Source organism: Roseburia sp. OM03-7AC, from assembly GCF_003462625.1.
GTDB classification, from domain to species: Bacteria; Bacillota; Clostridia; order Lachnospirales; family Lachnospiraceae; genus Roseburia_C; species Roseburia_C amylophila.
Genome location: NZ_QTZJ01000002.1, coordinates 216,663 through 232,912, shown reverse-complemented (window position 1 = coordinate 232,912; position 16,250 = coordinate 216,663). Strand labels below are relative to the sequence as shown.

The 16,250-nt window shown below is 38.7% G+C and carries 11 protein-coding genes; all 11 read right to left on the bottom strand.

Translation table 11 applies throughout. The features are described 5' to 3' along the window. Positions 1-155 precede the first annotated feature (155 nt). On the bottom strand, positions 156-1,511 hold the full coding sequence (locus DXB39_RS07425; RefSeq protein WP_117841345.1) for a sodium-dependent transporter: 1,356 nt from the start codon (positions 1,509-1,511) through the stop codon (positions 156-158). A 78-nt stretch (positions 1,512-1,589) separates the two neighbouring features. Then, positions 1,590-3,035, bottom strand: coding sequence for an alanine/glycine:cation symporter family protein (locus DXB39_RS07420; protein ID WP_117841346.1), 1,446 nt, complete (start codon positions 3,033-3,035; stop codon positions 1,590-1,592). Between the two features lie 96 nt (positions 3,036-3,131). Next, entirely contained in the window at positions 3,132-3,473 is a 342-nt protein-coding gene (locus tag DXB39_RS07415) for a DUF4186 domain-containing protein (protein ID WP_117841347.1), read from the bottom strand. Positions 3,474-3,507: 34 nt separating this feature from the next. Further along, positions 3,508-5,016 (bottom strand): ribosomal protection-like ABC-F family protein, encoded by a 1,509-nt coding sequence (gene abc-f, locus DXB39_RS07410; RefSeq protein ID WP_117841348.1) that lies wholly within the window; start codon positions 5,014-5,016, stop codon positions 3,508-3,510. 287 nt (positions 5,017-5,303) lie between these two features. Further along, positions 5,304-5,900 (bottom strand): hypothetical protein, encoded by a 597-nt coding sequence (locus DXB39_RS07405; RefSeq protein ID WP_117841349.1) that lies wholly within the window; start codon positions 5,898-5,900, stop codon positions 5,304-5,306. A 48-nt stretch (positions 5,901-5,948) separates the two neighbouring features. Next, on the bottom strand, positions 5,949-10,505 hold the full coding sequence (locus tag DXB39_RS07400; RefSeq protein WP_117841350.1) for a hypothetical protein: 4,557 nt from the start codon (positions 10,503-10,505) through the stop codon (positions 5,949-5,951). Between the two features lie 119 nt (positions 10,506-10,624). Further along, positions 10,625-11,896, bottom strand: coding sequence for a 23S rRNA (uracil(1939)-C(5))-methyltransferase RlmD (gene rlmD / locus DXB39_RS07395; RefSeq protein ID WP_117841351.1), 1,272 nt, complete (start codon positions 11,894-11,896; stop codon positions 10,625-10,627). A 231-nt stretch (positions 11,897-12,127) separates the two neighbouring features. Continuing rightward, positions 12,128-12,415: a zinc ribbon domain-containing protein gene (locus DXB39_RS07390; protein ID WP_278336362.1), complete on the bottom strand. Its 288-nt coding sequence runs from the start codon at positions 12,413-12,415 to the stop codon at positions 12,128-12,130. A gap of 175 nt (positions 12,416-12,590) precedes the next feature. Further along, positions 12,591-13,883, bottom strand: coding sequence for an ATP-binding protein (locus DXB39_RS07385; RefSeq protein WP_117841352.1), 1,293 nt, complete (start codon positions 13,881-13,883; stop codon positions 12,591-12,593). A gap of 135 nt (positions 13,884-14,018) precedes the next feature. Next, positions 14,019-15,218 carry a class I SAM-dependent rRNA methyltransferase gene (locus DXB39_RS07380; RefSeq protein WP_117841353.1) on the bottom strand — a complete coding sequence of 400 codons (1,200 nt, stop codon included), beginning with the start codon at positions 15,216-15,218 and terminating at the stop codon, positions 14,019-14,021. A gap of 1 nt (position 15,219) precedes the next feature. Further along, positions 15,220-16,173, bottom strand: coding sequence for a DMT family transporter (locus tag DXB39_RS07375; protein WP_117841354.1), 954 nt, complete (start codon positions 16,171-16,173; stop codon positions 15,220-15,222). Positions 16,174-16,250 lie beyond the last annotated feature (77 nt).

Genomic DNA, 16,250 nt, shown 5'->3' with positions numbered 1-16,250 from the left:
AATTTCCTGTAAAGTATAAAAGTGTGCACTCTACCAACTGCATTTAACAGATTTTCACTTTTTCTGTTAAAATTCATGGCAAAATGCACACTTTTATTTCTAATCATGCAAGTGCAATCGCATATACTTCCTGTAATTACACTCTTTTTCCGCTTTTATAATAATCCCTGAATCAAAATAAACAGAATCAGTATCGGAAGGATAAACTGGAAATATGGTTTTAATCTTCTTGCAATCTTTATGCCTTTTCCGGCATTTGCTTCCTCTAAGTAATTATCAAATCCCCAGCCCCACTTCGTCACACAGAACAGCAGGTAAACAAGAGAACCGATTGGCAGCAGCAGGTTACTTACGATAAAGTCCTCGCTGTCCAGCACATCCCTTCCGCCAATCAGGTGGAGATTGCTCCACACATTGTATCCTAAAACACATGGCAGACTGGCAAGAAGAATAATAATTCCATTTACCAGTGCCGCTTTGTTGCGGTTCCAGCCAAACATATCCATGCAGAAGGACATGATATTTTCAAATACGGCAATTACCGTAGAAAAGCTTGCAAATGTCATGAACAGGAAGAACAGTGCGCCCCAGATTCTGCCGCCAGCCATATTTACAAAGACATTTGGCAGTGTCACAAAGATAAGGCTTGGTCCTACACCTACTTCCACGCCATAGCTGAAGCATGCCGGAAAAATAATCAATCCTGCCATAATTGCCACAAAGGTATCCAGTGCACAGATACGTACTCCTTCTCCTGCCAGCGTATGGTCTTTGCCCATGTAGCTTCCGAAAATTTCCATTGCTGCCACGCCAAGGCTCAAAGTAAAGAATGCCTGATTCATGGCAGAGGTTATTACATTTTTCAAACCGACTTCCCGGACACTGTCCATATTTGGCACCAGATAGAACTTTAATCCCTCGCCGGCTCCGGAAAGTGTCAGGCTGTGTACTGCAAGGACAATAATCAGTATCAGCAATGCACTCATCATAACTTTACTGATTTTTTCCAATCCGTTCTGCAAGCCGCGGCTGCATACAAAGAATCCAACCACAACAGTCAGTATCATCCAGAATGCCATCTGTTTGGGATCTGCTAAAAGATTGCTGAACACAGCTCCGGTCTGCTCGACATCCATTCTTGGGGTAAATTCACCTTTTACAAACTTATAGAAATAAGTTACCATCCAGCCGGAAACCGTTGTATAATACATCATCAGCATATAACAGCCGAAAATTGCCACCCAGCCATGAATATGCCATTTACTCTTTGGCTTCTCCAATGCCTTATATCCTAAAACTGCACTTTTTCTGCTGGCTCTTCCGACTGCTAATTCCATTGTCAGTACCGGAAGCCCCATGGCAATCAGGAATATAAGATAGAACAGTACAAAGATTCCTCCGCCATTCTGTCCTGCCACATACGGAAATCTCCACACATTTCCAATTCCGATTGCGCATCCTGCGCTTACCAGTATAAATCCCAGACGGGACTTAAATGATTCACGACCCATATCTATAAATTTCTCCTTTTGTAGTTTTCTCCCTAGTATAACATGGAATCACCGGTTTTGATAACTACTTCTTTTTTATTACTTTTCTTTTTCTAAAAAGATAATTCCCGGTGCCGGATTTTGATTACTGTCTTTTTCTGTCTTTTTCTCTTTCTCATACTCCGACAGTGCCTTCAATGCCTGTCCCCCCATAAGATACAGCATTCCGATATTAAATATCGTCATCAGTCCGATTCCCACATCGCCTAAATCCCATACGAAGGTATAGGTTGCAATTCCGCCGATAAAAAGCATAATCAGTGCAACGACTTTATAAAGGGTCTGCCAGATCCATTTATCTCCAAATAAATATGCCACATTGCTTCTGGCATAAAACAATATTCCAAGAAATGTGGAAAAGCTGAACAGAAATAAGGTCAGTGCAATAAAGATAACTCCGAATCTGCCCAGATGATACTGCATGGTGGACTGCAGCAAATCCATACCAGCTTTTCCTGCAATTATCTTTTCCGGTGCAATAAGCATAATCATAGCGGTACAACTGCAAATGATAATCGTATCGATAAATACGCCCAATGCCTGTGTCAGTCCCGCACGTACCGGATTATCGCATTCCGCTGCTGCCGCTGCACAAGGTGCAGAACCGGAACCTGCTTCATTAGAAAACAGTCCTCTCTTAACTCCATTCATAAGCACTGCTCCAAATCCACCGGATACTACCTGCCGGATACCAAATGCCTCTTCAAAAATCCTGCCAAATACGCCCGGAATACTGCGGAAATTTACGATAATAATAAATAATGTAATAAAGAAATAGCACACTGCCATAATCGGTACTATCATATCCAGTACTTTTACAGTTGCATTTTTCCGCAATACAATCACTGCCGCAACTGCCACCAGCACAATTGTTGTATACAAGGGTGGAATATGAAATGCATTTTCAAAAGAAGATACCACTGAATTACTGATTACCTGGCTGATTCCACACCAGCAAATCAGACCGGATATGGCAAATAACACTGCCACCAGCACATGTTTTTTCTTCTTTCCTGACTTTTCTTCAAAAAAATGATGGATATAATATGCCGGACCACCGCGGTAACCGCCATACAGCGGATCTTTTTCCTTATGCAGCTGTGCCAGAGTTGCTTCAATAAACGCTGTAGCAGAACCAATCAGCGCTGTAATCCACATCCAGAATACCGCTCCGGCTCCACCTGCCGACACTGCTGCAACTACACCTACCAGATTTCCCATTCCCACACGGGTTGCCGTGGACACAATCAGCGTCTGAAAAGTTGACAGACTGTCTTTATGCTCCTTCTTTGCTACCAGTGCCCGCACCATATCCGGGAACAGTCTTATCTGTAAAAACTTTGTCCGAATCGTAAAATAAATTCCTGTTGGAATTAACAAAATAATCAGCAGTGAAATGCCAAGACTTCCTCCCCCCGGAAGCGGAATTTTAATCCAGTCTCCCCATAAAAATGAATACACTTTTTCAATAATTGAAACTACCATTATAAAATACCTTTCTCTCTTCGTAATAACCCTATTGTGGTATTTTAACATTTAATTTCACATTTGGCTATCATAATGTGACAACTCTTTTTCTATTCAGGTCATAATCACATCCACCAGATAAGCCTGCTGCACCTGACTCAGTTCTTTCCCCGGCTGTATCTTGTGCCACTTCCGAATACACTCCCGGCAGCAGGTTGCCGTTGCATGCTGGGCGACAAAAACCGGATGTCCCCGCATGGGCGTCTGCTTTCCATCGTTCGGAATCACTGCCGGTGCCTCCCTTTTGGCAATAAAATCTCTGGCATGCTCCCGGATTACATCCAGTCCTTTTTCCTTTATATATGCAATATCTTTTTGTTTTAAATGAAAGCTGCTTCTGAATTTAGAAGCTGATAAATGTTCAAAAAGCTGCCGGTACCATTCCTCTTTGGTCATATGGGGGTCCTCTTTTCTAAACTATAGTTACATTTTACAACCAGACTGTTTTCGTTGCAATCTTCTCCCGAAACCGCACATCATGGTCTACCACCAACATAGTTGGCTGATATTTAAGAATCAGATTTTCAAGCTGCATTCTTGAAAAAACATCAATATAATTCAGCGGTTCATCCCAGATATACAAATGCGCCGGTTTCAAAAGGCTGGCTGCAATCACTACCTTTTTCTTCTGTCCTTCGGAATATTCTTCCAGCTTTTTGACAAATTGTTCCCGTCCGATATCAAGCTGCCGCAAAATACTGCAAAGCAGACTTTCCTCTAACTGGTGCTCCATGCAAAAAGAGTGCACGGTTCCTCTAAGATGCGAAGTGTCCTGATTGATATAAGAAATCTCTATTCCGGACGCAATTCTTAAATCTCCCTGTTCCAAAAAATTTTCTTTTTCTCCTAAAATTGCTTTTATCAGGCTGGTCTTTCCGCTTCCATTTTTTCCACTGATAAATAAACGGTCTCCGTTTCTGATTTCAAAGGTCTGGTTTTCAAACAGCATTTTATCGGCATCTTGATACCGCAAACCATACTGATATGCCGACACCAGTACTTCTTTATGATGTGTCAGGGGATTCAGTTTCAAATCAATGGGCTGTTCTAAATCCACCAGCAATCCCTCTTTTTCCGCAATCTCAGTCTGTATCCGCTGCTCCATCTGCTTTACTCTTGCCTGCATTTTCTTGGTTTTCGAACCGATATATGCCCGGGTGCTGATGCTCCGGTCATTTTCCTTTATGGGGTCAAAACCGATTTTGCTGTTCTCGCTCCTTTCCGACCAGTTGCGCACTCTCTTTGCTGCTTCGTTGAGCTTACTTATTTCCTTTTTATGCTTTTCATTTTCCGCTACTGCAAAATTGTCTTTCTTCTCTTTATTTTCCCACCAGGAGGAAAAGTTGCCCGCCTGCACCTCAATGGTACTGCGATTCAGCACCAGCACATGGTCTACGCAGGCATCCAGTAAATCCCTGTCATGGGAAACAAGGATAAAGCCCTTTTTCGATGCAAGATACTGTTTTACCATTTCCCGGCTCCCATCATCCAGATGATTGGTGGGTTCGTCTATCAGCAGGAAATCATTTCCTTGCGAAAACAGGACTGCCAACATAACTTTGGTCTGCTCTCCAAAGCTTAGTGTTTTCCATGGCCGATACATGATTTCTGCATCTGCCTGCAGCTTCGAAAGCTCCGCATAAACTCTCCACAATTCAAGATTTGCCTTGAATTCTTCTACAAATTCCGCCGCCGGAAATTCCCATTTTTCCTCTGAAATATCATATGGGAAATAATCAAAAACGGCATTCGAAGTAATAGAACCGGTATATTCATATTTTCCCATCAGTAAATTTAAAAACGTGGATTTTCCTTTTCCATTTCTTCCGATAAATCCAAGTTTCCAGTCCGTATCAATAGAGAAAGAAACATTTTCGAAAATATTATCAAAGCTTCCCTCATATGCAAATGTTAAATGATTTACTCTAATCTGTGACATATAGCCTCCTATCTGTCACCAAATAGTGGTTACGTTCTGTCACCAGCAGTTTCTTATAATATGCTAATTAAGTGCAACAAAAAAAGAGTGGTCATGAGAACATAATCCACTTTTGGCAACACGAAATAGCGGTACGATTACCGCAGTTAAAATCTTCATGCTCTCAAAAGTCAATTATTTTCTCATTGGACACTCTCCCTTCAAAATTAAATCTAGGGTTAGTATACGGCAGGGTGGGGTGATTGTCAATGGAGCATTTTTTAACCATGCCATAAATTTCTCAGTTGCTACTCTTCGACAGTTTCAGCTAAATAGATTCCCCACTCTTTTAACAATTCCGGTAAATCGTATACTGTTTTTCCATTTTTCTCTATCCTCTCCGATGAACCCGGATGTTCCAGTGAAAATGTATCCCAGGCTGTAATGAAATTTTCTGCTTCTCTAATATTATGTGGTTCATAAAAATCATTATATTTTTTTATATCCTGACTATATATAGAAACAACATTGTACTTCTCAACCATTATTTCATCATGTGATTCATGGCATCCAAAGCCAAATTGGCACATTCCATCTGCTAACAGCAAATCTTTTGTTCTTTCAAATAATATAAGTGCCGCATCAACACTACATCCATCAATATAATAAATGTCTTTATGAAGTGCTGTCACAATTCCCGAAGCTTTTGGTGACTCCTTTTCACCAGAAGCCTGCAATTCAAGAATAAAAAATAATGGTTCATCCTTAATTGCAATAAAATGCTGTATTACCTCTTCTAATTTGTCAACTCCCACATTTGCAACGATACTATTTTCTTCCATTTCATATCCTTCCGAAAGTTTCTCCGGAAATGGGACATGATATCCTTCTTTTAACTTTAACATAACTTTATCACCTGCATTTCTATATTTTCTTTGGCTCCCTCTCTCTCTTTACCGTTCCATCAATTGTCTGCTAATTTCTCTTACTGATCCAAGTTGTCTTTCAAACATGATATCCCATAAGTTTAAACACTTATCAGCGATCTGTTTATCTGTCATTCTACTAGAATTAGCGGTCTTATCATATAAAGAAATAATCAACTTTGAAAGCTCATTTTCTATGCCCCATTGTTTTCTCAACTCTTTAATCTCCATCTTTAAAACATTCTCGCAAAGCTGTATTATAATATCTGCATAATCAACGACAAAAACTGCACTTTCCTCCAAATAACGAACAAATGCCCTTACCAACCTTCTACTTACTTTAGTTTTCATAAATTCCTGCAAAAACACTTTATCACGCTCGGCATCAACATACTTATCATAAAACATTTTGGCTAATGGAAATTCTACATCTGCATCAACGTTCTTATAAGTAAGTATTATATTTTGGGCTTTATTTCGATAATCATTGACGTTCAAATAAATTACAGCCATATCTAATATAACCTTGATTTGCTCTTCACTTTTAGATTGAACAGCCATTATAGTTGCTTCAAATTCATTATGTCGTATATAAAATTCGCAGACAGCATATCCTCCTAACTCTACAAGTTGCTTATCTTCAGAGTCAAAACATTTCTCGATAATGCGAATAACTCTTTCTTTATATTGGGGATATACGAGAAAGAACATATTTTTCGAATCACAAAAACTTGCCATTCGAATGTCTGACTCATACAAATGCAATATCTTTTCCGCAGCCCATTCTCTATCAATATTATAAGATGGCCATAAAGCATACAATGAAGCAAAACGCACTGCAGGATTTTCATCTTTCATCAATCCTTCAATAACATCTTTAAATCGTAAAAACGCTTCCTGATCTTCCCAGAGCAAATGTCCTATCACCATTGCTGCACTGCCTCTCGCACAGTTTAATGCATTGCTATGCAACATATTGCAACTCTTCATTTCTTTATCTTCTGAATTTGTTACCATTGGGTTATCTAATTCTGGATTGCAATGTCTCAAAGCAATATTCATTAATTGTTCCATTACCTCCGATGACCAATTAACATTACTTATTTTTTCAACTATCTTACAAAAATACAAAGCCCTATAACTTTTCATGTCACACGGAAATTCAACCAATAACCTCTCTATAACTACAGAATCAACCTCATCCAACTTTTCCGATACTTCCACTCCTAAAAACAGCGAATCTACAAAAGCAGGCAACACTCGTTCCTTATTCTTTAAAACAAGTTCTATCATCTCCTGTGGATGTTGTTCTACCACCAATTGAAAATCACTTGCATAGGCTTCATAAGAACTTTCAATAAATCCGCCTTCTACTTCAATCCATCTACGACCATCTCGATTCTTCAACTTGTTGTTTGTAATAATTTGAAGCCACTGACCCTTACTAATATTTTTACCTGAAACAGGAGACTTTCTCCATCCCGCATGTCCATTCTTATTATAATAGCACAACGGTTCTTTATGAAAACGCCTATCTAGTATACGCAATAATTCTTTTGCTTTTTTGCTAATTCTCTCTTCTGGTAAATATCGTAATAATTCATACTGCAAATCTCCCCAAAAACTCCAATACACAGGTTGACATTCTTTTCGTTCATTCTGCTCAATTCTTCTTTTATACCATTCAGACGCCTTTGGAGAAATATATCGGCAAATTGCATTTTCTATCATTAATAATTCTTCTTTATCACAACTATTCCCATGAATTTTTAGAACCTCTTTTACAAGCCCTAATTCATCTTCTGCTCCACTCGTGTAATCAAAAATATTTTTGTCCATATCACTGCAGAGATAACGCATTATCCGATTACTATATTCAGGAGACACAACTGTCAATCCTGTTAGAATAATTTCATTAAACACATAATACCCCTGCCCCATATATGGTTCATAGCATTTCCAAAAATACTCTGGAGATTTGTAGCACAAAGCTATGGTCGCCTTTTTAACTAACTCCACACAAGTCCTTTCAATACTACTTTTATACATATGTACTCCTGACCAATCGCCATACTTTACTTCATACCCACACTCCTTTGGTATATATTGAAGCAATTCTTTAAGTATATATTCCCCGTTATCCACTAAAAAAGAATTATCTGAATCCACTAATTCTTCCTCGTAACGATATACATATCTCCCTTGACTTTTAATTTTATTTTTCAGCAAAAATGAAATAAGCCGTATCGTTCTCCCTTCAAATTGATTCATCATTGTTTTGACATCTATATAAATTTCTTTTGCGTACTTCGGATAATGTTCATAAAACATCATCCGAAGTTCAAACATTTCATCACTTTCCTGTGTTATATCATGAAGAAAACATCGCATAAACTGCTCATCATCACTTTTATCACTAAAAGCATGTCTTTCAATAAAAGAAATATCCTCAACATCTAAATTTGGTGCAATACTCGTCAACAAATTAAAAACAATACTTTTTTTCTCCTCCATCGAATACCATCGTTCTAAAACACCTTGATTTCTTAATATAGTTATATATTGCTTTCTCGTAAAAATAACATTATTCAGCAAATAATTTCCATAAATCTCATTTTCACAATTATCTATAATAAATTGAATAATATTATCATCTGGTTCTTGAATTTGTCCCAAAATCTCATAAAAAACATATTTGACATAATATCTTATGTTATCTGAAATTAACATTTCCTTACCAAATATGATGAAGTCTTCACTATTATATTCCAAAAGATTCTGCAAAAACATCTGTACCTGATATCGTCTTCCGGGCGTTTGTCTGCATTTTTCGCCTATAATATTTTCCAGCTTTTGCACCTGAAAATATTTTTCCATCATTCTTTGCGACATAAAATAATCTAAAATCGATTGATGCACAAAGCCCACCCTATCATTTTGAATCACAACAATTTCTGATGATATCAGATAATCTAATCCAGCTTCTTCAACATTCAGTATTTGTTTAGGAACATACAAACGTCCTGTTTTCTCCAAAACATCAACAATTCTTATTTTCGTTTCAGTAATAGTTCTTTGCTGTAATCCCATGGTTATACTTTTTCTACATATTTGCTCAAACCATTTATCTATCAAATGACTGGTAGTTAAACCATCCCCATAAATTTCTTTTTTTTCCAAATGTTGCCAGATATAAAGATTACTTGGTATTCTTAATAGTCTTTTTAATTTAAATGACAATTGTTCATAGTTTTTACCAATAATATCTTTTACAACATCTTCTTTAAAATCACCTACTTTAATTATTTTCCAAACCTTCTCTGAAGATTCCTTCTTTTTAAATAGAGATTTTATATTATTATCATTTTCAAGATCATATGTTCTGCAGACAAATATTATAATTATTTTTTTCTTTCTTTCATAATTTAAGTATTCTACCTGTCTAATTAACTCTAAACAAACTGCAAGTGCTTCGCTAGAATTTGCCTGTGTCCATCTTAAAGCATCTAATTGATCTAAAATAATTACTGCATTTTCATTTCTTGAAGTGCAGTGCAAAGAATGAGCAATTGAACTGGGAAGTCCTAACCCTTTTCCCCAAATCTCACAATTTTTATAAGGTATTCTCTGATCAAGTTTTATCGCAATATGTGGAATTTTCCTTTCTTCGCAATAATTTAGAATTGCTTCTGTACACCCACTTTTTCCAGAACCAGCACCTCCAGAAATAATAGTTGATTTTTCATTTTCAATAGATTTTATGCAATCATCAAATTCATCTCTATATATCAAAGTACCTTGCAATGCCCTGAAATTTTCCCTATACTCTTGATTAATCTCCTCAATTCTCGGTGCGATTCTTTTATCTCCCTCTTTTAGTCGAAGAATAATTTCCTGTTTTATAAAATAGTCGCTTAATAGGGATTGTGTAATTTCTTTTCCTAATATATTCTCTGCTGTAGCAAATGAAAGTAATGCATTGTAAACTAATTTTTGTTCACTGTTAAACAAATATTGTATATTCTGACTTATACGTTCCTCTAACTCGTATTCTGATATCTGCTTATAAAAAATTCTCTTCAAATAATCAATACTTTTTAAGACATCAACTTCTTTTTCACTATTCAAATCCATTTCCTTGCAAAAACTTTTGTAGAATTTTCGAAATTCTTTACTACTTTTCATGATTTGTATATCATAAAAATCTTCTGCATTACCACTAGTATTGCATGCTCGATTATGTAAATCAAACAAAAAGGAACACGTCATAGGACTAACTAATGACACTCTTCTATTGTTATCCCTATTTAACTGAGTCTTCCACGAAAAAAATATACCTTTCCCTTTTAAATCCGAAATATCCCAATACTCTTTACTTGCATTCCGTGCTTTACATTGTTGATGCTCTTTCTTTCCATCAAAAGTCGTTACTAATATATCAGTACCAACTTCATCTATACCAAGTGCTTCAACAATAACACTATAATTTGTTTCATTCAAAATTTTGAGAAGTTCATAAATTATACAGTTTATCTCATATCTATTCCCTTGTTTGTCTGCTCTTCCACCTTTTTCAAATGGCATAATTCCATCCCTCCCACAAAATTTTAAAGTTTCCTCTCACTAAAATTTATTTTAATAATTACGTTAAATCTGCTCTTCATATATTGCTTTTTTCTCTGCACAAATCATGTTCATATCATCTAGTTAACTTCTGTCGATATATGATGTCCTGATTTAAGTTTTGAAAGCACACACACAACTTCTATATGATACGTCCACGGGAACATATCCACCGGCTGGCACCGCTCCACCCGGTAGCCATGGCTTATAAGATACTTCAGGTCCCGTGCCTGGGTGACTGGATTGCAGGAAATATAGACCACACGCTTTGGAGAAAGCTGTAGCAGTGAAGATAGGAAAACCTCATCACTTCCGGCACGAGGCGGATCCATGAATACCACATCTGTAGTCTCGCCCTGTGCTGCCATCTTGACCATGAATTCTCCGGCGTCCTCATTGTAAAATGTGATATTTTTCATGTTATTGCGCTTCGCATTGGTCACGGCATCACGCACCGCATCACGGTTCACTTCCACACCAATGACAGAGCCGGCTTTTCCTGCTGCTGCCATGCCAATGGTACCAATGCCGCAATACGCGTCGATTACCTTTTCTTTTCCGGTCAGTCCGGCAAACTCGATAGCTTTGCCATAAAGGATTTCTGTCTGCACCGGATTTATCTGGTAGAATGAGGATGGAGAAATGCGGAAACGAAGTCCGCACAGCTCGTCCTCGATAAATCCTTTTCCATAAATAGTAATATTCCGCTCCCCTAAGACAACGCTGGTGCGCCGGTCATTCACATTTACCACCACCGTTGTAACTTCCGGATGCTTTTCACGAAGTGCTTTTACAAAATTGTTTTTTGACGGCAGAATTGGGGATGCCAGCACCAGAACAACCATAACTTCGCCGGTACGGAAACCTCTTCTTACCAGAACATGGCGCAGCAATCCATACCCGCTGTCCTCGTCATATACTTTTATTTTAAAAGAGCGAAGCATTCCACGAATATCATAAATGATGCTGTCTGCAATCTTATCCTCAATCTGACATTCATCAATCTTTACCACTGAATGTGTTCCCTGCTGATATGCCCCGGAAATCACTGTTCCGTTTTTCAACCGCTGAAATGTAGCATTGACCTTGTTCCGATAATGAAATGGCTCCTGCATTCCGATAACCGGCTCCACTTTTCCAAAGCTGCCTAAAAGCTCTTTTACTTCCCGATGTTTCTTGTTGAGCTGCTTTTCATAATCCATTCCCTGATACTGGCAGCCGCCACATTTTTTTGCAAGGTCACATTCTCCCGGTGGGCAGATGTGTTTTTTCGGACGTTCCGATTTCGAACCATACTGCTTTTTTGTATTTTCCTTTTTTCTAAATTTATTGTTCTCTTCTGACTTTCTCATTTCCTGTACCGTTCCTTATTTTTCAAATACTATACTATTTTTTAGTTTAACGCATTTAGCAGCCTTTTTCTATGGTTATTGCAGAAATATTTTCATAAATGAATTAAAATAAAATGCGAAATAATGGCACCTGCCGAGCCTGCTACTTGCAGTTTCTTACAATTACACAAAAACGCCGATACAGGCTGTACCGACGTTCCTTCAGCATTTCACACTATTTAATTTTTTCAGTCAAACTGCAATCATCTCCTTTTGTAAAGAAGTAATTCCGGATTTTCGCCATTTTCCTACCAGTGCATTTAATTTTTCAACCTTAGGAATCCCGTCTATGTGAAGTTCATTTATTTCCTTTATTAGCTGTTTCTTAAACTCCTCAAACTCTCCATTGTCGCTAAGTTCATCATATCTTTTCCAATAATCTAACTTTGGGAGCATTTCTTTCATATATGCGCGCGCCTGCTCCTCTGTAAAATCATCGCTTACCATGTTTTTAACGCATATGTCAATTAATTCATCCATATCGTTATAGGTATATGTTCCGTCGGCTCATCCTGGGACATTCCTCTTTGTGTACGAAGTTCCAGAATAATATTTTTTGTCTCCATCGTTGCTACCTCCTTTATCCATATCATACCGGTAAATTCAGTTTCAGAAAAGCAACTTACTGTTGCTGTACGATAAGGCAACTAAAACTTTAGATGCAAAATACACTATATAGCGGAACTGATTTTATTCCTTTTGCCATCCCAAAATTTCTTGTTGAAATCCGGATTGCATACGAAGGATTATATTTTTCCATATAAACCATCATGCTTTTGGCTTTTACATGGTTACCAGCCTTACACTCTACCGGAATAACGTGACTTTCTTTTTGTATCAGGAAATCCACTTCCGCCGTATTATCAGACTCCCAATAATGAAGATCATAACCATTTGTTTTCAAAGCAATTGCAACATAGTTTTCTGTCAGTATGCCACGAAAATGCTCTGTTTCCATGCTTTGTAATGCTTCCAACGTCATTCCTATTCTTGCAGACATAATACCCATATCACTGTAATATAATTTGAATGCACTTACATCCTGATATGCCGCAACCGGATAAAATCCCCGACTGCACTTCATGCATTTATTCACAATTCCAGCCCGAATCAGCCAATCAATTGCATCTCCGTATTGAGATGCCCGTGCTCCTGATTTTATCAGCTTGTATTGAAATTTTTTTGCATCTTTTGCCAACTGTGCCGGCAGGGAATCATATGCTTCAAAAATACGCACGGTGTCCGTCTGATTTGCATATTTTATCATGTCTGCAATATAAGAATTTAACAGCATCTGACGAATTTCCGTCTGCTCCAATGGACTGTCTTTTGCAAGGTCTGCCTTTACTGCTACCGGCATTCCTCCCACGATGCAATAATGATAAAATTCCTGCAAAGCTTCCTCGTGCAATATCTCATCTAACGGCTGATTATTTTCATAATGTTCCCGTATGGTATCCGAAAGCATCTGCTTTCCCTTAGCCCACAATACCTCTTCCAAATCCATCGGGTACATGGTAACCATCTGAACTTTTCCTACCGGAAATGAATATTTTTCACAGTTGACTGCTACACCCAGCAGACTTCCGGCAGCTATTACATGGTATTCCGGTGTCTCTTCTGAAAAATATTTTAAAGAGGTTAATGCTCTTTCACACATCTGTATCTCGTCAAAAATAATGAGCGTATTTTCCGGTACAATCTTTACCTGATAATATTTTTCTAATATGGCGATGATATAATCTGCATGAATATCTGTATCAAAATACTTCCCAATTCTTTCGTCCGTTTCAAAATTTACATAGACAGTATTTTTATAATATAATGCTCCAAATTCACGCATTTCAAACGTTTTTCCAACTTGTCTTGCGCCATAAATAAGTAACGGCATTCTGCCTTTTTTCATATTTTTCCATTCATATAATTTAGCAGTTATTTTACGCTTCATATGTGTGCTCTCTCCCTTCTTCAAAATATCATCGTGTCTTTTAATGTACTATATTACATTTTTCCGTACGAATCAATGTGTTTTTGCACACAAAAAAGTGGCAATCCACTTAGGACCTGCCACTTTCAAAAAATTTTACATCTCATCCACAACCTGGAACACATAGAACTTCAGATAATAGGATTCGTCCGCCGCCCAGAGAATCGGATGATCCGGTGCCTGGGTGCGGAATTCCACCTGACGCAGACGCTTGTGGACGCTGTGGGCTGCCTGTCCGATTGTCTTGGTAAACAACTCATACGTCATAAAATGGGAGCAGGAGCAGGTCGCAAGAAATCCGCCATTTTTCACAAGCTTCATGGCACGAAGGTTAATCTCACGATAGCCCTTGATGGCATTTTTAACAGAATTTCTGGACTTGGTAAATGCCGGTGGGTCTAAGATTACCACATCATATTTTTCGCCTGCTTCCTCTAATTCCGGCAGCAGTTCAAAGACATCCCTGCACAGGAATTTTACCGTGCCGGAAAGACCGTTCAATGCTGCATTTTCTTCTGCCTGATGTACGGCAAGTTCCGAAGCATCCACTCCGGTGACTTCTTTTGCTCCGGCAATTCCGGCGTTCAATGCAAAGGAGCCGGTATGGGTAAAGCAGTCTAACACTCTTGCATCCTTACATAATTTCTGAATGGCAAGACGGTTATATTTCTGATCTAAGAAAAATCCGGTTTTCTGACCATCCTTTACATCTACGATATAATGCACACCATTTTCTACGATTTCCACATTGGCATCAAATGCTTCTCCGATAAACCCCTTCTTAAGCTCCATACCTTCCTGCTTGCGGACTTTTGCATCACTCCGCTCATATACACCGCGGATTGTAATGCCATCCTCTGCTAAAATTTCCTTTAAAAGCTTTACAATAAGCTCTTTGTAACGGTCGATGCCAAGTGCTAAGGACTGCACTACCAGCACATCCGAAAACTTATCAATAACCAGTCCCGGCAGGAAATCTGCCTCTCCAAACACCACGCGACAGGATGAGGTGTCTACCGTCTTTTTCCGGTATTCCCATGCCTGCTGCAATCGTGTCCGGAAAAATGCTTCATCAATAACTGTATCTTCCTTTCTGCTGAAAAGGCGCACCCGGATTTTGGAATTGCGGTTGATAAATCCAATGCCCATCGGATATCCGTCAAAATCGTGTACCAGCACCAGATCTCCGTTTTCAAATGTTCCCATGACACTTTCTATTTCATTATCGAAAATCCACATGCCACCGGATTTTACCATTCTTCCTTCGCCTTTTTTCAATGTTACAACTGCACTCATGTTAGTCCTCCTTCGTAACCTCTTTCTTATAATTTACCACAAATATACCAATGCATACCAGTATCAGGGCAATCACACTTTTGATGCCTGCTGCCTGCTCTTTTTCTCCCAGAAGCCATGCGGAAAGAATCACACCAAACACCGGGTTCATAAATCCAAATACCGCTACACGGGAAATCGGATTGTATTTTAATAAAATGCCCCACAGCGTGTATGCGACGGCAGAAATGCATGCCATGTAAAATAACAGCCCAAAAGATGATGCCGTAAATCCGCTCACCCGTCCACCTGCTGCAAAGCCGCACAATGCCATAATAATTCCACCCACCAGGAACTGGTATCCACTCAGCATGACAGGATTTTCGGATTTGGAATACCACTTTAACAACACGGAAGAAAATGCATACGCTACCGTTGACAGGAAAATAAATCCTTCTCCGGTCACGCTCATATGAAAATCAAATCCGCTGCTTCCCATATTTACCAGTGCCACGCCTGCAAATCCAATGATACAGCCTGCTATTTTCCGCGCCGATAATTTTTCCTGATGGAATAAAAGGCTTGCCACCAGAATTGCCACGAATACATTTAATGCTTCAATAATGGATGCTTTTACCCCGGAGGTGTGCGCAAGTCCGATATAGAAAAGCAGGTACTGTCCCACAGTCTGCAGACTGCTTAATTTAAAAACTTTTCCAATGGAGCCCTTTGTCGGACGCAGAAACCGTCTGTTTCCAATACTTCCCAATAATATTGTTAAAATTCCCGCCAGCGTAAACCGATAGCCGGCATACAGAATCTGGGACGCCACCTCATCCGATGCAATGTACATCATCTGATAGCCGATTTTAATACACGGAAATGCACTGCCCCACAACAGGCAGCACACCAGCGCTCCCAGCCAGACTACGATGGTTTTCTGCATGAATTTTTCTTTTGTTTCCATTTCTTTCATCCTTTTCTCAAGCTTTCTCTTTTCTTCTCGTTCTTGTCTCATTTCATCATAGACACCAGTGCCGGCTCTGTCAAATA